20 protein-coding genes, 1 tRNA gene and 2 pseudogenes are annotated in these 21,507 nt (G+C 59.6%); 14 read left to right on the forward strand and 9 right to left on the reverse strand.

What is annotated here, in order from left to right; all coding sequences use genetic code 11:
* Positions 1-341: 341 nt before the first annotated feature.
* From EDF70_RS25865 to EDF70_RS25895, 7 genes are all read right to left on the reverse strand, one after another.
* A complete protein-coding gene (locus EDF70_RS25865; RefSeq protein WP_132279818.1) occupies positions 342-1,151 on the reverse strand; it encodes an inositol monophosphatase in 810 nt (269 codons plus the stop codon).
* Complete coding sequence (locus EDF70_RS25870) at positions 1,148-1,984, reverse strand: glycerophosphodiester phosphodiesterase family protein (RefSeq protein ID WP_132279821.1); 837 nt, start codon at positions 1,982-1,984, stop codon at positions 1,148-1,150. The genes EDF70_RS25865 and EDF70_RS25870 overlap by 4 nt, the downstream gene beginning before the upstream one ends.
* Positions 1,981-3,021, reverse strand: a complete 1,041-nt coding sequence (locus EDF70_RS25875) for an ABC transporter ATP-binding protein (RefSeq protein ID WP_132279824.1) — start codon at positions 3,019-3,021, stop codon at positions 1,981-1,983. Before EDF70_RS25875 ends, EDF70_RS25870 begins: the two co-directional genes overlap by 4 nt.
* Before the next feature lie 8 nt (positions 3,022-3,029).
* Positions 3,030-3,854 carry an ABC transporter permease subunit gene (locus EDF70_RS25880; RefSeq protein WP_132279827.1) on the reverse strand — a complete coding sequence of 275 codons (825 nt, stop codon included), beginning with the start codon at positions 3,852-3,854 and terminating at the stop codon, positions 3,030-3,032.
* 1 nt (position 3,855) lies between these two features.
* Positions 3,856-4,677 (reverse strand): ABC transporter permease subunit, encoded by an 822-nt coding sequence (locus EDF70_RS25885; RefSeq protein WP_245519374.1) that lies wholly within the window; start codon positions 4,675-4,677, stop codon positions 3,856-3,858.
* A gap of 59 nt (positions 4,678-4,736) precedes the next feature.
* Positions 4,737-5,888, reverse strand: a complete 1,152-nt coding sequence (locus EDF70_RS25890; RefSeq protein ID WP_132279833.1) for an extracellular solute-binding protein — start codon at positions 5,886-5,888, stop codon at positions 4,737-4,739.
* A gap of 220 nt (positions 5,889-6,108) precedes the next feature.
* Positions 6,109-7,122 carry a substrate-binding domain-containing protein gene (locus EDF70_RS25895; RefSeq protein WP_132279836.1) on the reverse strand — a complete coding sequence of 338 codons (1,014 nt, stop codon included), beginning with the start codon at positions 7,120-7,122 and terminating at the stop codon, positions 6,109-6,111.
* Positions 7,123-7,637: 515 nt separating this feature from the next.
* Here EDF70_RS25895 and EDF70_RS25900 point away from each other — a divergent pair.
* The 9 genes from EDF70_RS25900 to EDF70_RS25940 all read left to right on the forward strand — a co-directional run bounded on the left by EDF70_RS25900 (position 7,638) and on the right by EDF70_RS25940 (position 16,828).
* Entirely contained in the window at positions 7,638-8,150 is a 513-nt protein-coding gene (locus tag EDF70_RS25900; protein WP_165932137.1) for a sigma-70 family RNA polymerase sigma factor, read from the forward strand.
* An 87-nt stretch (positions 8,151-8,237) separates the two neighbouring features.
* Positions 8,238-9,221, forward strand: coding sequence for a DUF4880 domain-containing protein (locus EDF70_RS25905; protein ID WP_132279842.1), 984 nt, complete (start codon positions 8,238-8,240; stop codon positions 9,219-9,221).
* Between the two features lie 114 nt (positions 9,222-9,335).
* Complete coding sequence (locus tag EDF70_RS25910; protein ID WP_132279845.1) at positions 9,336-11,774, forward strand: TonB-dependent siderophore receptor; 2,439 nt, start codon at positions 9,336-9,338, stop codon at positions 11,772-11,774.
* A gap of 5 nt (positions 11,775-11,779) precedes the next feature.
* Complete coding sequence (locus tag EDF70_RS25915; protein WP_132279848.1) at positions 11,780-12,685, forward strand: ABC transporter substrate-binding protein; 906 nt, start codon at positions 11,780-11,782, stop codon at positions 12,683-12,685.
* Positions 12,678-14,663 (forward strand): Fe(3+)-hydroxamate ABC transporter permease FhuB, encoded by a 1,986-nt coding sequence (gene fhuB / locus EDF70_RS25920; protein WP_132279851.1) that lies wholly within the window; start codon positions 12,678-12,680, stop codon positions 14,661-14,663. The genes EDF70_RS25915 and fhuB overlap by 8 nt, the downstream gene beginning before the upstream one ends.
* The gene (gene fhuF / locus EDF70_RS25925; RefSeq protein ID WP_165932138.1) at positions 14,660-15,370 is read left to right on the forward strand and encodes a siderophore-iron reductase FhuF; all 711 of its coding nucleotides are present in this window, start codon (positions 14,660-14,662) and stop codon (positions 15,368-15,370) included. The genes fhuB and fhuF overlap by 4 nt, the downstream gene beginning before the upstream one ends.
* Before the next feature lie 138 nt (positions 15,371-15,508).
* Positions 15,509-15,584 (forward strand) — tRNA-Lys (locus EDF70_RS25930).
* A gap of 136 nt (positions 15,585-15,720) precedes the next feature.
* On the forward strand, positions 15,721-16,209 hold the full coding sequence (locus EDF70_RS25935) for an ATP-grasp domain-containing protein (protein ID WP_132279857.1): 489 nt from the start codon (positions 15,721-15,723) through the stop codon (positions 16,207-16,209).
* 31 nt (positions 16,210-16,240) lie between these two features.
* Positions 16,241-16,828, forward strand: a complete 588-nt coding sequence (locus tag EDF70_RS25940) for a metallophosphoesterase family protein (RefSeq protein WP_245519365.1) — start codon at positions 16,241-16,243, stop codon at positions 16,826-16,828.
* A gap of 9 nt (positions 16,829-16,837) precedes the next feature.
* Here EDF70_RS25940 and EDF70_RS30460 read toward each other — a convergent pair whose 3' ends face one another.
* The gene (locus EDF70_RS30460; protein ID WP_245519377.1) at positions 16,838-17,098 is read right to left on the reverse strand and encodes a hypothetical protein; all 261 of its coding nucleotides are present in this window, start codon (positions 17,096-17,098) and stop codon (positions 16,838-16,840) included.
* On the opposite strand from EDF70_RS30460, the gene EDF70_RS25945 reads away from it, so the two are divergent.
* Positions 17,006-17,626 (forward strand): TetR/AcrR family transcriptional regulator, encoded by a 621-nt coding sequence (locus EDF70_RS25945; RefSeq protein ID WP_245519375.1) that lies wholly within the window; start codon positions 17,006-17,008, stop codon positions 17,624-17,626. The genes EDF70_RS30460 and EDF70_RS25945 overlap by 93 nt on opposite strands.
* A gap of 41 nt (positions 17,627-17,667) precedes the next feature.
* Here EDF70_RS25945 and EDF70_RS30745 read toward each other — a convergent pair.
* Positions 17,668-17,892, reverse strand: a pseudogene (locus EDF70_RS30745) (LysR family transcriptional regulator); the annotation flags it as partial.
* Positions 17,893-18,107: 215 nt separating this feature from the next.
* On the opposite strand from EDF70_RS30745, the pseudogene EDF70_RS25950 reads away from it, so the two are divergent.
* From EDF70_RS25950 to EDF70_RS25965, 4 genes and pseudogenes are all read left to right on the forward strand, one after another.
* A pseudogene (locus tag EDF70_RS25950) lies at positions 18,108-18,272 on the forward strand (ring-cleaving dioxygenase); the annotation flags it as partial.
* A 126-nt stretch (positions 18,273-18,398) separates the two neighbouring features.
* Positions 18,399-19,091, forward strand: a complete 693-nt coding sequence (locus EDF70_RS25955) for a hydrolase (RefSeq protein WP_132279869.1) — start codon at positions 18,399-18,401, stop codon at positions 19,089-19,091.
* 64 nt (positions 19,092-19,155) lie between these two features.
* Entirely contained in the window at positions 19,156-19,446 is a 291-nt protein-coding gene (locus tag EDF70_RS25960; protein ID WP_132279872.1) for a XapX domain-containing protein, read from the forward strand.
* Positions 19,446-21,428, forward strand: coding sequence for an amidohydrolase (locus tag EDF70_RS25965; RefSeq protein ID WP_132279875.1), 1,983 nt, complete (start codon positions 19,446-19,448; stop codon positions 21,426-21,428). The genes EDF70_RS25960 and EDF70_RS25965 overlap by 1 nt, the downstream gene beginning before the upstream one ends.
* Positions 21,429-21,507: the final 79 nt, after the last annotated feature.

Raw genomic sequence — 21,507 nt, forward strand, 5'->3', positions numbered from 1 at the left:
CGATATGGGAGTAGGTGCGTTTCATTGCAGCTTCCTTGCGAGTGACAACCCATTGGTATCATTCGCAAGTCGCACTTCATCCTTGAACCCACCCCCTACCGGATACAAAATTGATAATATATATTATGGAACAATTAAATCCTTATCGCATGTTCAATACTGGTTCCCACCGCGCTGGCATCCATGCTGATCGAGCGTCCTAGGATCTTCAATGTGGCGGGCCTGATCTTAATATTTCGGAGATAACGAGCGACGCCGCCGCAATGGGTGCGGCTGTCATGCCGTTTCGCCGGATGTTCTGTTAGAGCAGTTCCGTTTAACGATGAACAACCCGAAGTGTTTTAACCTGCATTTTTGGGTGGCGCGCTGCGCAGATGTTCCATCAGGTAGGCGTGTGTCGCGGGGTTTGCCACGATCAGCGTACCGGTTTTTTCATAAACTTCCGGCCCGCGGCCCCACCAGTCAGTCACGATGCCGCCCGCTTCCTGCACGAGAAGAATGCCGGCCGCCGTATCGATAAAGCCGGTTTCTTCGTAATAGCCGGTGAGCCTTCCGCAGGCGACATAGGCACAGGAATTGGCGGCACTGCCGACAATGCGCACAGCGCCGATGGGCGCGCGGATGGCATCGAGGCGCTGATAGGCGCCCGTATGCAGTGACAGGTTCGGCGTGGGGAGGCCCGTGCCGACGCACATCAGCGCGACATCAGTCGATGCGCTGACGTTCAGGCGTGTGCCATTGAGATAAGCGCCCTCGCCCTTGATAGCGGTGAACATCTCGTCGGATACGGGATTGTAGACCAGCCCGCACATCGTTTCATTGCCGCGACGCAGCGAGATGGTGATGGTGTAATGCTGGCCGTAGATGAAATTGGTGGTGCCATCGATCGGATCCACCAGCCAGCGATGCTCATCGTCGGCGCCTTCGACGGGGGCGAATTCCTCACCGGTCAACCCCCACGGATACTGGCTCAGCAGGCGGTCGCGGATCAGCGTCTCGGAATCCTTGTCCGCGTCGGACACGAAATCGCCCGGCCCCTTGATGCCGATCTCGATATCGCGAAACCGTGCAAAATGCTCGAGTGTCAGGGCGCCGGCCTCACGGGCGGTGGCCACCATGTGGTCGAGGATGCTGCTGTAGTTGACTGTCATGAACTGAATGCCCTGGCTAACCCTTCCGGGTCATCTGTGGTGATCTGGTCGACCTTGAGCGCCAGAAGGCGCTCGATCTGGAGAATGCTTTCGGGAGTAATGTGATTGATCGTCCAGGCATCGACCCGGCGGCCGGCGGCGTGGACGGGTGCGATGATGTCGATGCCGGCGTCATCAGCCGCAAGAACGATACGGTAATCCAGATAGATCATCGCAGCATTTGGTGCCGTAACGAGCGCCTGTTCGATGAAGGTACGATAGTCGCCCGTCGCGTTCAGTCTCGCCAGGCTTTCTCCGTAACAAGGATCATAACCCGTCGCGATGCCGGGAGCAGCCTTCGCCAAAGCATCGATGGCACTGAAATCGCCGCCCGACAGGATCAATGAACCGGCGATCGAAGTGGCACGCTTCCCGAAATTGGTAATTACCTGCGGAGTGAGCGCCGAAAGATCTTCCTTGTAATCTAGCTGCAGCAGAGCATCGGGATGCACGCCTTGCCCAACGAGAAGGGCGCAGAGATCTTCCAGCAACAGTACCCGGTCGGCGATGGGGTTGCCGTCATTGCCGCGCAGATGAAGATCGCGCAATGCGGCGGCAGACGTCTCGCGCACTTTGCCGCCACCGGTGGTTTCCCGTTCCAGCGTCAGGTCATGCAGAACCGCAAAGCCGTCATCGCCATGGACAACCAGATCGACTTCGACACTTGCGCCGAGGCGCATCGCTTCGAGAATAAGCTCTCCGGTAAAAACCGGATCGGTGACACGCCGACGGCCGCGATGCCACTTGATGGCGGTACGATGGCCGTCGCGATCGACATGGATGGGTGCACTCACATTCCGCTCCGGAATATCTGCTGGTTGTCACGATAGGCGGCCACGGCTTTTGGCAGAAGATCGACGCCCTGCCCTGCCCGAAACAGATCCGGATGGGCTACCATCGATTTCAGCCTGGTGCCATCGGCGAGATCAAGATCGACAAGCCCATGCGAGCCGTAATCGGTGACGCGGTGCACCTGTGCTTTCGGGGTATCCGAGACCGTCAGTTCGAGCGCTTCAGGCCGAATGGCAAGGGTTGCCGGTCCGTCGATGATGGGCAGCGCGAAGGTGAAATCCGAACGCACGAATTGGCCGTTTTGCACCTCGCCTTCGATCAGATTCATCGTGCCGATGAAGCCGGCGACGAAAGGTGTCTTCGGATCGCGATACACGACATCGGGGCGGCCGATCTGCTCGGTCTTGCCGTTGGCCATCACGACGATGCGGTCTGCCATCGAAAGCGCCTCGTCCTGACCATGCGTCACGAACAGGGTGGTGATGCCGAGACGCTGCTGGATATCGCGCACCTCTTCGCGCAGGCGCTCACGCAAGTGCTGGTCGAGGCTGGCAAAGGGTTCGTCGAGCAGCAGGATCTTTGGCTCCAGCACCAGCGAACGGGCGAGCGCCACGCGCTGCTGCTGGCCGCCGGAAAGCTGCGTGGTCATGCGGTCACCATAACCGGCGAGACCGACGAGTTCGAGCACGGCCTCGACCTTTTCCTTGATCTCTGCCGCCGGCATGCGGCGCAGTTTCAGGCCGAAGGCGAGGTTCTTGAAGACGTTCATATGGGTCCAGAGCGCGTGGCTCTGGAACACCATGCCGGTCGGCCGGCGCTCCGGCGGCAGATGCGTGACGTCTTCGCCATCGATGGTGATGCGGCCGCTGGTCGGCTGTTCAAAGCCGCCGACCATGCGCAAAAGCGTGGACTTGCCGGAACCGGAAGGGCCGAGAAGGCAGACGAGTTCGCCATCGGCGATATCGAGAGAGAAGCTGTTTACGGCGTGGGTGCCGCCGGAAAAGGTCTTGGTGACCTCGGAGATATGAAGAACGGACATGATAATTCCTAACCGCCGAAACCGCGGGCAAATGCGCCGCCACCGATGACACGGCGTGCGAACATGAGGGCGATGAACGAGGGCACCCAGAGAAGGACAGAGAGAACGGCACCGTACTGGATGACCATCTGGTTGTTGATGTAGCTGATCATCAGCACCGGCATGGTTCGGATGCCGGGCGCTCCGATCAGCCACGCGCCTTCGGTTTCATAAAAGGTGCCGACAAAGCTCAGCAGGACGGCGGCGAAAATCGTCGGCCCCGCCTGCGGCAGGGTGATTGACCAGAAGACCCGCAAAGGGCTGGCGCCGACATCGCGTGCCGCCTCTTCCATGCGGCGATCGACCGCCTGAAAGGCTGCGACCGGAATCCAGATCATGAACATCAGCGTACCGACGAGCTGGATCAGCACGACGCCCCAGAAGGTTCCGATGAGATTGAGCTGCAGGAAGATCGCGGCAATCGCCACCAGCAGGCCAAATTTCGGAAAGGCGTGGCCGGCCAGGAAGGAGAAGAATAGGATATCCCGACCCGGAAATTTCATGCGCGCGAAGGCGTAGGCTGCCGGAAGGCATATCAGTGCCGACAGAAGCGTCACCACTGTAGACAGTTTCAGGCTCAGCATCAGCGCGTTCCAGACATCCGGTCGCCCGAGCGTCTGCCCCCAGAAACGAAAGCCGAATTTCTGCGGAATGATGTTGGGATAACGCCAGACCTCGGTAAAGGCCCATGTGGCGACAACAACGAGCGGCCCGACGATAAGGAGTGTCAGAACGATTGCGAAGGCAATGCCCGACCAGTCGAGGCGCGCGCGTTTGAGGGGAAGCGAAGTCATGTCATTTCCCCCGGCTTCTGGCGACCGAACGCACATAAAAGAGCCCGAACAGGATGCAGAAGCCGAAGGCGACGACGGCCTGGGTCATGGCACCGATAGGATCCTGAAGATCGCGTAGCGTGCGCTGCATGAAGGGGCCGAGCATTTCCGGCGAAGCCGGTCCGAGCAGGTAGGGAAGCGTGAAGGAAGAAAAGATACCGAGCACCGAAAAGGAAAGCGCCACGAGGATGGAATTGGAAATGCGCGGCAGGATGATGTGCCAGAAAACGCGAAACGCGTTGGCGCCGACATCGCGCGCAGCCTCGATGGACTGGTTGGCGACACTGCCGAGACCCGAAAGCAGGATCAAAACGGTCAGCGGGATATTGTCCCAGACGAGACCGATCACCGGCCCCCAGGGGGTGAGATAGGGCGTGCGGATTTTTGGCAGCCCCACGGCATTCAGCAGGATATCGACCATACCGTTCGGACCGAGCACGCGAATGAAGGCGAAGGCCAGAATGATGGACGGCACGAACATCGGCAGAATGGCGAGCGCCTGAACATAGGCCGGCAGACGGCCATGAGCAAAACGCAGGTACAGCGCGATCGGCAGGCAGATGACCAGAAGCAGCACCGCGCAGATCAGCGTCGTCCAGAGCGTCACGGCAAGATTGTCGAGGCTGTAACGATCCGAAAAGAAGAATGCGTAGCTCGACAGATCGAAGCTGGAATTGCCGTCGGTGTCCGTGCGCCAGATCGTGCGGCTGATTGCGTTGATCGCCGGCCAGATAACCAGCCAGATCACCAGAAAAACAGGCAGGGCGACAAGCAGGAGGCCGATCGGCCTCCTGCTTGCTGCGGTTTCAGCGGGCGCTGAAACCGATCTTTCGACGAATTCGCTCACGCTTTGCGATCGACGTTCGGAGCCACGTGGCGATACCAGCCGTCGTTGATGGCCGCTTCCCACTTGCCGCCCGGGAAGGTCGGGATCGACTTCGGGATGATGTCGGCGAACTTCTTGCGCAGATCTTCCGAAACATGGTCCCAGGAAACGCCCGGGAAGCCGCCGAGTTCGGTGAGGATGGCGCTCTGCATTTCTTCCGAAAGCATGAAGTCCGCCAGTTTCAGCGAAGCTTCGCGGTTGGCACCGTTCTCGATGACGACGGAACGGGTGAAGCCGCCGCAAAGCGCCAGATCCTGCAGCTGCACCAGACCGGTTTCAGCCGGTAGAACGCCCTGCTCGATCGCCTGCAGAACCTGGTCGGACCAGACCGGGATCATGGTGACGACGCCCTGGGAGAGAAGCTGCAGTGACTGGGTGTTTCCGGAGGAATAGGCGCCCTTGTCATAGAGATGCGGGGCGATATCGGCCAGAAGCTTCCAGGCCTTGCCGAGCGCTTCATCACCGAATTCCTGGGTGTAGTTGTCGACCTTGAAGGCCTTCGGATCGAGGCCGTTCGCCTGATGAATGGCACGACGCACGAAATTGCCGCCGGAACCGCCCTTGTCGGGACGGTTATAGACGAACTGGCCCGGATTGGCCTTGATCCAGGTGACGAGCGCGTCCCAGGTTTTTGGCGCATCGGCCGGCTTCAGCTTGGTCGTGTCATAAGCGAGCAGCACCTGCGAACCACGATAAGGCAGGCTGTACTCGCTTTCGATGGCAAGCGGGTTGACCTTGGAATAGTTGGAAAGGCCGGCGGCCTTGATATTGGTGTAAACGCCGGCCTTGATGGCGCCGGCCGGCAGCAGGGCATCGGCGGATTCGAAATAATCTGCCTGCGGATCAGCCTTGGTCTGCTTTGCTGCAATGGCGCGCTCACCGATGGCGATGATGCCGGCACCATCGCCTGCGTCCACGAGATTAAGCTTCAGGCCGGCATGTGCTGCCTCAAAGGCCGGCTTGACCGTATTGGTCCAGAAATCGAGAATGTTGGTATCCGAGCTGGTGTACCAGTCGATCGTGCCCTTGGCTGCAAAGCTCATGCGGGGCGCAAGCGCGAGACCGGCGGCGGCGCCGGCAGCGGACATCATAAAAGTACGGCGTTTCATCTTTGTCTCCGATTCGGTCGGCGCGTTGAATTGGCTGAAGCGCGGACCCGATCGCGAAAAGACGAAGGGTCGACGCCAGCCCTGGCGATACACACGTGTGCATTCATCTGCAGGGTTGGCGGTGTTTCTAGTATCGGTACGTAACGCTTTCATGACAAGAAAGAGAATGGGCACGTGTGCAAGGCAATGCACAGCGACGCTCCCTTATGCGCGATAGCCGTTATCGCCCTGCAGGTCTTACGGAATTCCGCCACACCGGCATTGGTTCGAAAACGCGCCTTCCCTCTCCCGCAAGTGCCGGGTTGGCGATCAGTGCAACCACATGTTCAGCCATCTCTGCCAGCGGCTGAGAGAAGGTGGTCAGACGATAAGAGCGCCAGTCCGCCTCGGCGATATCGTCAAAGCCGATGACGCAAAGATCACCCGGAATATCGAGGCGGAACTCGTCTCTGGCGCCATCCATGAAGCCAAGGGCGAGGAGATCCGTGACGCAGAACACCCCGTCGGGCGCTTGCGACCGGCCGAACAGGCGCCGCGCCGCCTCCAGCCCGGAACCATAGCTGGTCGGCCCCGCCGCCGTGACCGACACCGGAATGCCGGCCTCTTGCGCCGCTTCGACAAAAACGCGCTCGCGCTCGATCAGGCTTGCGGTACGAGCAGTCGAGGTCACGATGCCAAGGCGCTTGCAGCCGGCCCGTTGCAGTAGAAAAAACGCCTCACGCCCGGCCATCGCATTATCCACACCGAGATTGTGACCGCCGGACAGCCGATCATCGCGATTGATCAGCACAACCTGCTGGCCATTGGCAAGGCATGTCTCGATCAGGGAGGCAGACGGCGTACCGGACAGGACCACTGTTGCATCGGCCCGGTAGTTGAGTGTCATGCCGAGTGCTGCTGACACGCTTTCCGTGTCGGTTTCGCTATTGATCACCATGGTGATCTTGCCAGCAGCCTGCAGCTTGCGGGTCAACTCATCGACCAACTTGGCGCGGATCGGCGTAGTGATGTCGGCGACCACAAGGCAAACGATATTGCTGCGCTCGCGCAGCCCGCGGGCCAGATGGTTCACGTGGTAGCCAAGTGTGCGCGCCGCTTCGAGCACCTTTTTCCGTGTTTCGTCCGAAACGCTTGCGCCATCGGTAAAAGTCCGTGACACGGCCGAACGAGATACGCCTGCCCGTTCGGCAACCATACGCGCGTTGACGAAAAGACGGCGTTCCTGCTCGCTCATGATTGGTCCCGCTCGTTTCGAGGTTTCGCGCGATAGTCACCATGACGGGATGCGGGTCAAGAGAAGGTTATAGAGACGCGCAGCCGACGGCCTTGCGAAAGCGGTCAGGGTTTGTTCTTTCGACATGAATATTGCGGGTGCCGGCAAGAGCGTCCGCAAGTCCGTTCTGATCCCGATCGAGAGCGGCGGTGACCAGAGTTTCGTCACCGTTGCTTTCGCAATCGGCTGGCCGGCATCTACAGCATTCCAGCCCTGCCCGATGGCATACGCGGGGCCAATCTCTCATTTCGCTGCCGGCCGTAAATCATAACTTTTTGCAAGTCCGCTAGCGCATTTGGTGACATTGAAAAATCCGAACACTTCGATGATGCAGGTTTGCAACGGCCACAAAAGAAGACAAATTCACTCAATTTAAATATTGGCGTCGGGCTAGCACCGACTTTGACCATGCTTTAGCGATCTCATGCGCACGTTGGCGACTTTCGCCAGCAACGGAAATGGCCGGCTTGATCCCGATGACGACTAAAATCGCTCGACTGCTGAATTCCTTTGTTAATCTGAAACCCCAGCTGATCGCCACCGCGCGTCAGCGCCGGATCGATCAGGCGCTGGCGGAAGATCTCATCCAGGATGCCTGGATCAAGGTTCAGACTGCGATGCCGGAACACCGTATCGAGAATCTTGCCGGCTACATTCACCGAACGGTTTCCAACACGACGATAGACCACCTGCGCCGGGAAAGACGTCGGCGGGAAATCGATGCCGAGGTTCAGGATATCCTCAGCGAGGAGATGGAAGACCGGTCACCGGAACGTGCCATCATGGCGCGGCAGACCCTCGATGCCGTCACGGAAACTCTTGAGGCCATGCCGGAACGCTCCCGCCGGATATTCCTGATGAACCGGATGGATGGCCTCAGCCACAGGCGAATAGCGGAACTCGAGAATATCACGGAGGAGGCCGTCTATTATCATATCAGGCGGGTTTTAGAACGTCTGGCCGTCTTGCGCGGCGAGATGGATGCATAAGATCGCTTCGGCGGATCGACCTTTGTTACCCGTGTGATAAGACCATCGATATTCAGACCCTTTCAAAAAACGTTTCGATATCTGAGCATGAGCGATACCGACCACGATCGACCGGACAACAATCGCGCGTCACACGATGCGCGTGACTGGCTCGTGCGCCTGACATCCGGCTCGCTGAGCGCTGGCGAGCTTGAACAGTTCAAGCTCTGGCGGGACTGTCGCCCCGAACATCGCGCGGCGTTCGAGCACGAGAAGCGGTTCTGGAAACAGCTCGACCGTCTGGCGCAGCCGGCCGGCAATGTCGCGCGACAGCAGAGTTCGGGGATGACGCGCCGGTCCTTGCTTGGTGGCGGGGCAGCCATTGCCGCTGCGTCCGCTGGCTTTGTTGCTGCTCCGCGCGTCTCGATCTGGTGGCAGGCCGATTTTATCGTGCCAGCCGGAAGCCAGCGCGAATTGCCACTGCCGGACGGCACGATCGCCGCGGTGAATACCGGCGGAGCAATCAAGGTCGATTTTCGGGTGGGCTTGCGTCTTGTCCATCTCCTGCGCGGCGAAGCGGAGTTTCGCATCCCACCTGCCGCCGATGGCAGCCCATTCCGGGTCGCCGCAGGTGGCGGCAACACGGATATGTCGGATGGTCATCTGACGATCGGCAATGCCGACGATCTGACGACCGTCGCCGTCGTTGCCGGGCACGCCGCCGTCTACAGTCCACTTGCGCCGGATGAAACCGTCCTGTCGCAAAGGCCCTATGTCGATCTCGCGTCATCCCAGCAAACGACATATCTGTCCGGGGCCAATCCCGGCCAGCCCGGTGCTGCCGATCTCGAAATGCTGCTTGCCTGGCGGCAGGGAAAGATCATCTTCGAAGGAAAACCTTTTGCCGCCGCCATTTCCGACATCGGCCGTTATGTTGCGGAACCGGTCATTTTGCGGCCCGGCATCGATCGCGATCTTGCCGTCAGCGGCATCTTCTCCACCGCCCAGCCTCTCGCGGCATTGCAGTCGCTTGCCAAGACGCAGGCGCTGTCGGTCCGCCGTATTCCCGGCATCGCGATCATTCTTGCCTGAAATCGAAAAATTTCTGCAAACCTGTTTAGGTGAAACCTTCCGTCAATCGTCAAGAATTCGAAAGCGGCAAAAAAGCCGGTGTCGGAATGATGATCTGTGCGTAGGGGCGACGGAATGAGGGACTATAATAACGGCAGACAGCATCAGGCGGTTGGGGCCAGGATGCTGCAGACGCTGATGGCGGGTGTGGCGATCACCGTTGCAGCCATGACAACTGCCGGCATCAGCACGCCGGCCATGGCGCAGACGAGCCAGACCGTCAGCTTCGACATCCAGTCCACCTCGCTATCGCGGGCACTGCGCCAGTTTTCACAGCAGTCTGGCATCCAGGTCGCCTACAGGACGGCAATTGCAGCCAATGCCACCGCACCGTCCGTGAAGGGACAAGTGACGCCACAGCAGGCGCTTTCGACTTTGCTCGCCAATTCCGGGCTGCGATACAGCTTCACCGGCAGCGGCGCCGTCACCATCCTTGCGGCGGATTCTGCAGCCGGTTCCAACGACAGTTCGGGATCGACTGTTCTCAATACCATCGTCGTTGCGGGTGCCGGCGGCGCCTTCGATCGCGTTGACGGCTATCGTGCCGACAGTTCGTCTTCCGGCGCGAAGACCGACACGCCGATCATCGAAACGCCGCAGTCGATCAGCGTTGTGACGGCGGATCAGATCGCCAACCAGCGTGCGACCTCGCTGTCCGAGACACTCGCTTACACGCCCGGCATCGCGACTCAGTCCGGCGGCTTCAGCCGCATGGTCGACGATTTCATGATCCGCGGTTTCAACACCGCCAGCGGCAATACCGGCACGCTGCGGGACGGCATGAAGTTCCAGTCGAGCGTCTATGACGGCGGCCAGGAGCCTTACGGGCTGGAACGTGTCGAGGTTCTGCGCGGCGCCTCTTCCGTCCTTTACGGCCAGGTCGCACCGGGTGGTATCGTCAACGCCATTTCCAAGCGCCCGACGGCGACGCCGCTGCACGAGGTCAATGTCGAATACGGCAGCTATGACAGGAAGCAGATTTCAGCCGATTTTGGCGGCCCGATCGATGCCGAAGGGGTTCTGTCCTACCGTCTCACCGGCCTTTACCGCGACGCGGACAACTGGGTCGACAACACGCAGGACAACAAAGCCTATATCGCGCCAGCGCTCACCTGGAAACCGGAGGAAACGACCTCTCTGACGCTGCTCGGCAGCTACCAGAATGTCGATACAGGTTTTGCACCGCCCTATTTTCTATCGGACATCACCTCCGGCAAGCTGTCGCGAGACACATTTACCGGTATCGACAACTTCGACACCTACCAGTCCGACACCTACACGATCGGCGGCATTTTCGAGCACGAGTTCGATAACGGCCTGAAGCTGCGCAACTCTGCCCGTTATTTCCATGCCGATATCCAGTGGAACTACATGATGCCCAACGTGGTGCCGATCAGCGCCGGCGGCGTCATGACACGCCTGGCATCGGAGCGTGCCGAAACCTCCTACGGCATCACCTCCGACAATTCGCTGGAATATACGTTCGATGCATTCGGGGCGGAGCACACCTTGCTGGCCGGTCTCGATTTCTACCGGCGCTCCTACGATAGCCACCGTTACCGTGGCACTGCCAGCACGCTCAACCTCAACACCGGCGTCAACACCGGCGGCCCGAATGTCAACTATGCGGTCGATCGCGGCTCCGACAGTATCGGTGATCAATACGGGATCTATTTTCAAGACCAGATCAAGTTCGACGATCACTGGATCCTGCTGCTTGGCGGCCGCCACGACTGGGCCGACAGCAGCACGAAGAGCTATCAGACCGGCAAGATTACTCCCCAGCGCGACAATGCCTTCACCGGACGCGCCGGCCTTGTCTATCTCTTCGATAACGGCTTTGCGCCATATGTCAGCGTCAGCCAGTCATTTCTGCCGCAGGTCGGCGAAGATGACAAAGGCAACCCTCTCAAGCCCAATGAAGGCCTGCAATACGAAGCCGGTGTCCGCTACCAGCCGGTCGGCACCAACCTTCAATTCAGCGCTGCCGTTTACGACCTCAATCAGAAGAATGTTGTTTCCTACAACGCATCGGGTGTCGCTTCCCAATTTGGCGAGGTCCATTCCCGCGGCCTCGAACTGGAAGCACGCGGCGAAATCGGCAATCTGGGCCTCGTTGCAGCTTATACCTTCACCGATGCGGAAATTCTCCAGAGCGCAAAAGCGACCGAGATCGGGCAGCAGGTGGCACTCGTTCCGCGGCACAGCTTCTCGCTCTGGGCTGACTACGGTCTCGATGACCTCGGACTGGAAGGCGTGCGGTTCGGCGGTGGCATGCGTTATGTCGGCAAGACGAACCTGACGGACAATGTGATCAATGGCCCGAGCTACGTTCTGTTCGATGCCATGGCCAGTGTCGATCTCGGCAAGCTCAATGCCGATCTCGATGGTCTGGACTTCAAGGTCAATGCCCGCAACCTGTTCGACCGCAAGTATTACACCTGCGTTTCGTCCGACGGTTGCCGTTTCGGCGAACCCATGACGGTTTCGGCGACCCTTTCCTACAAGTGGTAATCCGAGTGCGGATCACCAGACGCAATATGCTGGGAGCGGCCCTTGCCGCTCCCATTGCCATGCTGTCGCAACCACGGTCGCATGCACAATCCTCTCTCCCGGCATCACGGCAGCGCCTCGTCAGCCTCGATCTGCTGATCACCGAGCTGTTGCTGACATTGGGCGAGGTCCCGATCGCTGTCGCCAACATACCGCTGTACAGACGGCTGGTCGCCAGCCCTGCCCTGCCGGACAGCGTCGAGGATCTCGGGCCCCTCAACGAACCCAATCTGGAATTTCTGCAACGGCTTGCACCGACACGCGTGCTGGTCGCCGATTGGCAGGCCCCTGGCCTCATGCCCCTGACACGTATCGCACCGGTGCTGCCGATCAGGGTGTTTGCCGGACGGACGCCCGCACTCGACCATTGCGAAACCCTGCTATCCGACCTGGCCGAACTGACGGGCCGTCAGGCGGAGGCCGCTACAGCCATTGCAGCGACGGCGGCGGCTATCGATGCGGCGCGAACGCAGCTGAGTGGGTTTTCCCGGCCGGTCTATATCTGTCGTTTCAACCGCGATGGCCGCAATATCGCATTGTTCGGTGGCAATGGCATGCTGGGAGATGTGGCCGGCCGGCTGAACCTGCGCAACGCCTACAAAGGCCGGGTGAATGGCGCCGGCGTGACCAATGCGCCGCTGTCGCGCCTGGCGGACGAACCCGACGCCGTCATCGTTCATTTCGATCGTGGTGCGGAAACCGATGTCGCCTTGGCGCGGCTGGAGGAAAGCGCCCTTTGGCATGCCCTGCCCGCTGTGCGCAAAGGCCGTGTCGTGCGCATGCCGGTGATCTATCCGAGCGGCGGTCTGCGCTCGGCAGACCGTTTTGCCACACAGATCGGCAAACAACTGGCGAAGCTTGCCGATGGCTGAAACCATATCTCTCGCGTCTACGCGGCGTCGCCTGCTTCTGCCCTTGAGCCTGATGGTGGCAGCGGCGCTATTGTTTGCCGTTCACCTGCGCAACGCCGGACTTGCCGCAGCACTGCCGCTTTTCGACACGCCGGACGCCTCTCTCGCATCGGTGCAGCTTTTTTATGGGGTCTTGCCCCGCTTTATCGTCGCATTGGCGGCCGGCGGGCTGCTCGGCTTGGCCACCACACTCATGCAGCAGGGGCTTGGCAATCCTCTCGCCGAACCCGGAACGATCGGCCTTTTATCGACGAGCCGCCTGACCGTGGCTGCTGCACTAATCTGGCTTCCCGCCTTTGCGGGTGGTTTTGTCCTGCCGGTTCTGGCGGGCTCGCTCATCGGGCTTGTTATCCTGCTCGGCCTGTCTTTGCGCCGAAAACTGTCGCCGCTTTTTCTCATCTTGAACGGGCTGGTGCTCGGCCTTGTCTGCGATGCCGTCACCTCGATGCTCATCCTCACCCATTACGAAGAGATTGCCGATCTGCTTTTGTGGCAATCGGGATCGCTGGTACAGGACAATTGGCAGGTCGCACGCCTGTTGAGCGCATGCCTTGTTGCCACGGTGATCATCGTTTTCGTTTTGCGCAAACCATTGTCGCTGCTTGATCTTGATGATGCCGCCGCCAGAAGCCTCGGCCTTTCGCCGATGATGGCAAGGATTGCAGCGATCGGGCTTGCGGCAATCGCCGCGGCCGCAGTCACCGCCCATGTCGGCCTGCTTGCCTTTGTCGGACTGGCCGGTGCCGCCCTCGCCCGGTTATGCGGCGCACGCCGGTTTGCCGACCGCGCGATTTTCTCGGCACTTCTGTCTGCCGCGCTACTGTTGTTGACAGACCAGACCATGCAAATGGCCGAGATGGTCATGGCAATTCCCGCGGGCACGGTAACGGCGTTGTTTGCCGCACCACTTCTTTTGTATCTTCTGCATTCCGGGCGCACGCAGCCGCGAACCGCACGCGGTTTCGATCTTCACGTACCACACAGGCTGGCTCCTGGCCGGAAAATCCTGATTGCCCTTACGGCGCTGTCCGTCGTCGCCATCCTGATCGCGCTCGCGGTCGGCCGGATGCCGGAAGGTTTTACATGGGCGACTGTGAACGAGTTGCCGCGACTGCTGCCATGGCGCTGGCCGCGCGTGGCCGGAGCGCTGGCCGCCGGCGGCATGATCGCACTGGCTGGCTGCCTGATGCAGCGCATGACCGGCAACCATCTCGCCAGCCCCGAACTCATCGGTGTCTCGTCCGGCGCGACGCTGGTCATGCTGCCGGTGATCTTTTTCCTGCCGCCGCTCAGCCGCAGCCAGACCATGATGGTCGCCGCCGTCGGCGCCTTGCTTTTCTTGCTCATCGCGCTGCGCTTGGCGCGGCGCTCGCAATATGCTCCTGAAAAGCTGCTGCTCACCGGCTTGGCGATCACAGCACTCAGCGGCTCGCTTCTCTCCTCTGCGGTCTATTTCGGCGATATCCGGCTAACGCGTCTGATCGGCTGGCTATCCGGCTCGACCTATGCGGTGACCGAGGCCGACGCGCTGGTCGCGCTTTGCCTGCTCGCGACATCTGTGGCCGTCCTGCCACTGATACAGCGCTGGCTGGGCCTGATGCCACTCGGCGAACCGGTCGCCGCCTCCCTTGGCCTCGAAATCAGGCTCGCACGCCTCGGCATGATCATTCTCGTTGCTGTCCTGACCGGCATTGCCACGGTCATGACCGGACCTGTAACCTTTATCGGGCTCCTCGTTCCACATCTCGTCCGGTTGATCGGTTTGCGCAAGCCTCTGGCGCAAACCGTTGGCTGCGTGATTGCCGGCGCAACCCTGATGATCGTGTCCGACTGGCTCGGGAGGGCCATCGCCTTTCCATGGGACATCCCGGCGGGTCTCGTGGCAAGCGTCATCGGTGCGGTGGCCTACGGCATCACTGCGGGCCGCAGCAGCAGATGATCCCTGAACTTGCCCATATATTCAAAGGCCCGTTTGCCGCGCTCGGCGAAACGTTGAGTGTAAACCCCGCGCCGAACATAACCATAGACGCTTTCTTCACCTGCGGGCAGTTGCACGAGACACTCGATATATTTTCGCGGCGATGGTCGGCGCCGGATCCAAGGGTGGTGGCGACGCAGTGGTCGAAAACCTATTTTTCGACCCTCCTGCCTGCGGTCCTGTTGCCGGCCATGTTGTGCAACTGGCATCTGCCACTCGGCACGGACACGATGGGCCTTCAGCTGTCGCCAACCTGCGCTGTCGCGGGGTTCGTGTTTTCCTCGCCAGGTGGCCGTTGCGACATATCGAGAGGAACCCCGCGGCTCTTCGATTTTCTCGTGGAAGGTCATCTGCGGCCCGTCGTGGAAATGTTGACGGCGGCGACGCCATTGCCCGCAAAGGTGTTGTGGAGCAATGCCGGAAACGTCTTCGAAACCGTTGTCGGACGAGCATCCGCAATGCTCGGGAACGATCATCCGGCGGTGCAGGAGGGCATGGAGATCATGGCAGACCGCCGCGACGCCACCGGTCGCGCCAATCCGCTTTTTCAGCCCGTCCGTTATATCGACAATGGCAATGAACGCATAAGACAGCGGCGAATTTGTTGTCTGAGGTATTTCACGCCGGAATTGGGATACTGCAAATCCTGCCCGAAACCGGACATATGACCGGCATGCGGGAGGGAATTAAAGGGCTGATACCAATCCTATTTTCCGTCATCCGCATCGCGTGTGAGTATTTTCAAACTCATCTGGACAAGCAGCCGCGCCCGGGCTATACGCCCCTTGCCGCAAGCATGGCAGCGTGGGTGATTAGCTCAGTTGGTAGAGCAGCTGACTCTTAATCAGCGGGTCGTAGGTTCGAGCCCTACATCACCCACCAAAACACCGCTCATATTTCAGATTTAGTGATGCATGGATGGACGGCGGCTGAAACGCGCCCTTGCCTGAACGATATCCGTGGCGTCATGCAATTCGTGTCTTGCACCGGTGTCTGAAAGATAAATGAAGCGCCGAGTATGGGCGATCGGGCCGATGCGTTCGAGGAGTGCCGCGCGGACATCGGGGTAACCTTGATGGCGCAGCGTTTGGTCGGCACGGACCACGAAGAGTTCACGATTGCCGCTTTCGGAGATGGCGATGGTGGTTTCCATGCGGCCATGGCCATGCGCCGCAGCCTGTCGAGCGAGGGCTTTACAGGCATGGCGGAGGTCGTGGCCATGGATGCGTTTTCGCAAACCGTGCAGGCACTTTGCCGATTGCTCCGGCCCGTCGGACCGACCAACTTTCAGTTCCGCACGGAAGGGGATGCGGTAAGACTGCTGGAAATCAATCCGCGCATTTCTTCCTCAACCTCATTGCGCACCGCCTTCCGCTACAATGAATGCGTCATGGCGGTGGACGATTTTCTTTTTCACAAGACGCCTTCCCAACCGCGCATCCGCGGCGGAAAGGCAATCCGCTACACGGATGATCTGGTCTTTTACGATGATAGCATTCATTTCTGACATTCACGTCAATTACGAAGCGCTGAAGGCCGTGCTTGCCCGCATCGATGCGATGGGCATTTCTCGCATCTATTGCGCCGGCGACGTTGTCGGCTACTACGCTCAGGTCAACGAATGCTGTGGGGAATTGCGCCGCCGCAACATCCCGACGGTGATGGGCAATCACGACTGGTATATGGCCGGTGGCGGGTTTTGCGCCCGCTCCCGCAGCGTGAACGACTGCCTAGTGCATTTGCGCAGGATCATTACTGCCGACAATCTGAACTGGCTTCGCACCTTCCCGGTCCAGATGTATGTGGATGGCGTGCATGGGGGGTGGTCTGATCCGATCGACGAGTATCTGGAGCCAACATCGGATTATTTCGATCGGATCGAGGGAAAGCTGTTTCTGTCGGGCCATAATCATCTGCAGGTCCTGCATCAATTCGGCGAGAAAACCTATTGCAATCCGGGTTCGGTCGGACAGCCGCGCGATGGCGATCCCAGAGCGGCATTCGCCACCTTCGACGGCACGGCGTTCTCGCTCATTCTTTTCTCCCACACTCGTCATGTTCTGCATTCTTGCAATAAGTTGATCCAGGACCGCTACACTCTGTGCGCCGGCGGGCATATGGCATAGCAGGAGACTTCAATCCTCGGGACGAAAGGCATGGACGGAAAAATGGCATCCGCGCCGGAAACGAAGCGCCCAAGAGGGCGTCCGAAAATGCAAAGCGACGAAGAACGCCGCAAGACGATTGTCGATGAGGCGCGGCGGACTTTCATCGAGCTGGGTTATCGCGGCACCACAACAGGTATCGTCGCAACCCGTTGTCGTATCTCCAAGCAGACGATCTACAGGGTCTTTGTCAGCAAGACGGATCTTTTTCTTGCCGTTGTGGGTGAGCACCGGCAGATGATGCTGGCGCTACCGCGACCGGTCGGCGAAGACAGGCCGCCAGCAGACGTACTCGAAGAGATCTTCATGATCGACATCGATGAGGCAGCCGAACAGGAACGCGAAGCCTTCATCTCCTTCGTCATTCAGGAATCGGCGCATGTGCCGGAACTGACGGATATCCTGCGACGCGAGGGCATAGACCAATCCCGGCGCATGTTGGCGGATTGGCTGGACCGGCAGGTCGCAGACAGGAAACTTGCCCTGGATGATACGATGAGCGGCGCCCGCATGCTGATGGATCTGCTGTTTGGCGGTATGGGACCAGCCAGTCACGATTGGGAAAACCGGAACGATCGTCGGCGACATTTACGCCGCTGCATCGATTTGTTTGTTCGTGGAGCACATCCGAACCGCGATCCGGATGTCGTCAAACCGGAACTCTTTCGCGCAACCAGTGAAGTTTCTGGCAAGCCTTCGAATGCCGGATTTGCGTTCATTGAAGAAAAGATTACGAGCTCAGAGCAGGTAAAGCCGTGAATTGACCCGTATTTCGGGTGGCCGAAAGCGGGAAACCACACTCATCCCATTGTCGTCATGAAAAACGGCACCTGTTGCCCGAAAAACCTTGAGAAGGTGGCAATCCTCGGTGGGAAAGCCTGATATGGCCGACAGTAAAGCCTAAACCACGGATCGGGCGGCGGCAGTCCTTGAGAACATTAACGAGCCTGCCGGATCTCAGATATTCGCGAGGTGAACCTTCGGCAATATGGCGATGCCTGCACGCTCGCTGCCACATCGGCCAGCCCGCCGCCGGGGCATGTCGAGTTCTCGCGCCACCTGCGCAAATTTGCGCTTGCCCCTCGCGGGCAAAAAGTCATCAGGCCCCTACGATCGCTCATGGATTATTGCGTACGACGCAATTCATTCGAAATCTTTATTGCAATTCTTAAGCGTCTGCGAAGGCGGTAGTTTCATTTCAGACGAAACGACACACCGCAAGGCAGCAAGGATGCAGATCATGATCAAGGACATCAGGGGCCTCCACCACATCACCTCCATGTCTTCCGACGCTCGGAAAAACAACAGCTTCTTCACCGAAGCGTTGGGGTTGCGCCACGTCAAGCAGACGATGAATTTCAACGATCCCAACGTCCTTCCCCTTCATTACGGCAATGAAACCGGCCTGACGCCGCTCGCGGCCTGACGCGGTCCAATATCACTTTCAGACAAGGCGGCACCCTAACGTTCAAGACTTGCCGCCTTCCCTGCCCCATTCCCGAACCAATCCAATTCAAAAGGAAAATTCCAGATGTTCAGCAAGCTCGAAGTCCTGACCCCGAAGAACAGCCAGCTCATCTTCATCGACCAGCAGCCGCAGATGGCCTTCGGTGTTCAGTCGATGGACCGCCAGACGCTGAAGAACAATGTCGTCGGTCTCGCCAAGGCGGCCAAGATCTTCAACGTTCCGACGACGATCACCACGGTCGAAACCGACAGCTTCTCCGGCAACACCTTCCCGGAACTCCTTGCCGTTTACCCGGAAAACGACATCCTCGAGCGCACCTCGATGAATTCCTGGGACGACCAGAACGTTCGCGACGCGCTTGCAAAGAACGCCGCCGAAGGCCGCAAGAAGATCGTCGTTTCGGGTCTGTGGACCGAAGTCTGCAACACCACGTTCGCGCTTTCCGCCCTGCACGATGTGCCGGATTACGAGATCTACATGGTGGCCGATGCTTCTGGCGGAACCTCGTCGGATGCCCACAAATACGCGATGGACCGCATGGTGCAGGCTGGCGTCATTCCCGTCACATGGCAGCAGGTCCTGCTCGAGTGGCAGCGCGACTGGGCGCGCAAGGAAACCTATGACGCCGTCACCTCGCTGGTGAAGGAACATTCCGGCGCCTACGGCATGGGCATCGATTATGCCGTCACTCACGTTCATGGCGGCGCCGAGCGCGTCAGCCATGGCAAGCGTATCGGCCCTAACCCCGCAAGGTAAGGCCCGATAGGCCGCTCCGATGCCCCCAATGTCGGAGCGGCCCCCGTTCATCGAGGAGGTTTCCATGAAAATCTATCTTCTGTCTCTCGGCGCCGGTCTTCTGGTCGGTATTGTCTATAGCCTTTTGAACGTTCGCTCACCGGCACCGCCGGTCATCGCTCTGGTCGGTCTGCTCGGTATCCTTGTCGGTGAACAGATCATCCCGCTGGCAAAAACGCTCTGGAGCAAGGAGCCGGCAGCGATGTCATGGCTGCACCAGATCAAGCCGCACATGTTCGGCCATATGCCGAAGGGTAGTGCCAAGCCGGTCGATATCGCCACCAGTGATCAGAGCCAGACAGGGGAGCGTGGCTGATGACGACGCGACGTACCTTTCTCGGCGGGGCGTCCAGCCTCGCATTCTCCAATCTCTTTTCGCCGGCCAATGCCGCCGATCCCGTTCAGACCGGAGCCGCCACCATGCACGCCGATCTCATTCTTCATCATGGCCTGATCACCACGCTTGATCGCACCAATCCGAATGCCAGCGCCGTCGCCATCAAGGATGGAAAATTCCTCGCAGTCGGCACGGATACCGAAGTCATGGCCCATGCCGGCCCGGACACGAAAATCGTCGATCTCAAGGGCAAGCGTGTGCTGCCCGGCCTGATCGACAACCACACCCACGTGGTGCGCGGCGGCCTCAACTACAATATGGAACTGCGCTGGGATGGTGTTCGTTCTCTGGCCGATGCGATGGACATGCTCAAGCGCCAGGTGGCGATCACGCCCGCGCCGCAATGGGTTCGCGTCGTCGGCGGTTTTACCGAGCACCAGTTTGCCGAGAAGCGTCTGCCGACCATCGAGGAGATCAATGCGGTCGCGCCCGACACGCCGGTCTTCCTCCTGCATCTTTATGATCGTGCGCTGCTGAATGGCGCAGCCGTTCGCGCCGTCGGTTACACCCGCGACACGCCGAACCCGCCGGGCGGCGAGATCACCCGCGATGCCAACGGCAATCCGACAGGCATGCTGCTCGCCAAGCCGAATGCCGGCATCCTTTACTCGACACTTTCGAAGGGCCCGAAACTGCCTTTCGACTACCAGGTCAATTCCACCCGTCATTTCATGCGCGAGCTGAACCGGCTGGGCATTACCGGTGTCATCGATGCCGGCGGCGGCAATCAGAACTACCCCGACGACTACCAGGTCATTCAGAAACTGTCGGACGAGAACCAGCTCACCGTGCGGCTTGCCTACAATCTCTTCACCCAGAAGCCGAAGGAAGAGAAGCAGGACTTTCTCGACTGGACGTCGTCGGTCAAATACAAGCAGGGCAACGACTATTTCCGCCACAACGGCGCCGGTGAGATGCTCGTCTTTTCCGCCGCCGATTTCGAGGATTTTCGCCAGCCGCGCCCGGAAATGGCGCCGGAAATGGAAGGCGAGCTCGAGGAGGTCGTCCGCGTTCTGGCCGAGAACCGCTGGCCGTGGCGCATGCATGCGACCTATGACGAGACCATCTCGCGCTCGCTCGACGTTTTCGAGAAGGTCAACAAGGATATTCCGCTTGAAGGCCTCAACTGGTTCTTCGACCACGCAGAAACCATCTCGGAACGCTCGATCGACCGCATCGCCGCACTCGGCGGCGGCATCGCCACCCAGCACCGCATGGCCTATCAGGGCGAGTATTTCGTTGAGCGCTACGGCCATGGCGTTGCCGAAGCCACGCCGCCGATCAAGCGTATGCTCGACAAAGGCGTCAACGTGTCGGCCGGCACCGATGCCACCCGCGTCGCCTCCTACAACCCGTGGGTGTCTCTGTCATGGATGGTGACCGGCAAGACGGTGGGCGGCATGCAGCTTTATCCCCGCGCCAATTGCCTCGATCGTGAAACCGCACTTCGCATGTGGACCGAAAAGGTCACCTGGTTCTCCAACGAGGAAGGCAAGAAGGGCCGGATAGAAAAGGGCCAGTTCGCCGATCTTGTCGTGCCGGACAAGGATTTCTTTGCCTGCGCCGAGGACGAAATCTCGTTCCTGACCTCGGACCTGACCATGGTTGGCGGCAAGATCGTCTACGGTGCCGGCGATTTTTCGGCTCTCGATGAAAGCAACATTCCGCCGGCCATGCCCGATTGGTCGCCGGTGCGCAAGTTCGGCGGTTATGCCGCGTGGGGAGAGCCGGAAGGTGCGGGCGCACGCTCGTTACGCCGTACGGCCATTTCCACATGCGGCTGCGCCAGCGATTGCGGCGTCCATGGCCATGATCACGCCGGCGCCTGGACATCGAAACTGCCGATCGCGGACCTGAAAGGCTTTTTCGGCGCGCTTGGCTGCTCCTGCTGGGCCGTGTGAGGCATCCCACCACGCTTTGTATTGCGGGCGATAATCGCCGCCCGCAATACCTCAATAATTTCGATTATCGCAATTAAAT

The sequence above is a fragment of the Neorhizobium sp. JUb45 genome (assembly GCF_004343585.1).
Classification (GTDB): Bacteria; Pseudomonadota; Alphaproteobacteria; order Rhizobiales; family Rhizobiaceae; genus Neorhizobium.

Excerpts from the sequence above, each read along its gene's own strand:
- EDF70_RS25865 (WP_132279818.1), bottom strand. The coding sequence starts at position 1,151 with ATGACAGTCAACTACAGCAGCATCCTCGACCACATGGTGGCCACCGCC.
- EDF70_RS25875 (WP_132279824.1), bottom strand. The coding sequence starts at position 3,021 with ATGTCCGTTCTTCATATCTCCGAGGTCACCAAGACCTTTTCCGGCGGC.
- EDF70_RS25880 (WP_132279827.1), bottom strand. The coding sequence starts at position 3,854 with ATGACTTCGCTTCCCCTCAAACGCGCGCGCCTCGACTGGTCGGGCATT.
- EDF70_RS25890 (WP_132279833.1), bottom strand. The coding sequence starts at position 5,888 with ATGAAACGCCGTACTTTTATGATGTCCGCTGCCGGCGCCGCCGCCGGT.
- EDF70_RS25895 (WP_132279836.1), bottom strand. The coding sequence starts at position 7,122 with ATGAGCGAGCAGGAACGCCGTCTTTTCGTCAACGCGCGTATGGTTGCC.
- EDF70_RS25900 (WP_165932137.1), top strand. The coding sequence starts at position 7,638 with ATGACGACTAAAATCGCTCGACTGCTGAATTCCTTTGTTAATCTGAAA.
- EDF70_RS25905 (WP_132279842.1), top strand. The coding sequence starts at position 8,238 with ATGAGCGATACCGACCACGATCGACCGGACAACAATCGCGCGTCACAC.
- EDF70_RS25910 (WP_132279845.1), top strand. The coding sequence starts at position 9,336 with ATGAGGGACTATAATAACGGCAGACAGCATCAGGCGGTTGGGGCCAGG.
- fhuB (WP_132279851.1), top strand. The coding sequence starts at position 12,678 with ATGGCTGAAACCATATCTCTCGCGTCTACGCGGCGTCGCCTGCTTCTG.
- fhuF (WP_165932138.1), top strand. The coding sequence starts at position 14,660 with ATGATCCCTGAACTTGCCCATATATTCAAAGGCCCGTTTGCCGCGCTC.
- EDF70_RS25935 (WP_132279857.1), top strand. The coding sequence starts at position 15,721 with ATGGGCGATCGGGCCGATGCGTTCGAGGAGTGCCGCGCGGACATCGGG.
- EDF70_RS25955 (WP_132279869.1), top strand. The coding sequence starts at position 18,399 with ATGTTCAGCAAGCTCGAAGTCCTGACCCCGAAGAACAGCCAGCTCATC.
- EDF70_RS25960 (WP_132279872.1), top strand. The coding sequence starts at position 19,156 with ATGAAAATCTATCTTCTGTCTCTCGGCGCCGGTCTTCTGGTCGGTATT.
- EDF70_RS25965 (WP_132279875.1), top strand. The coding sequence starts at position 19,446 with ATGACGACGCGACGTACCTTTCTCGGCGGGGCGTCCAGCCTCGCATTC.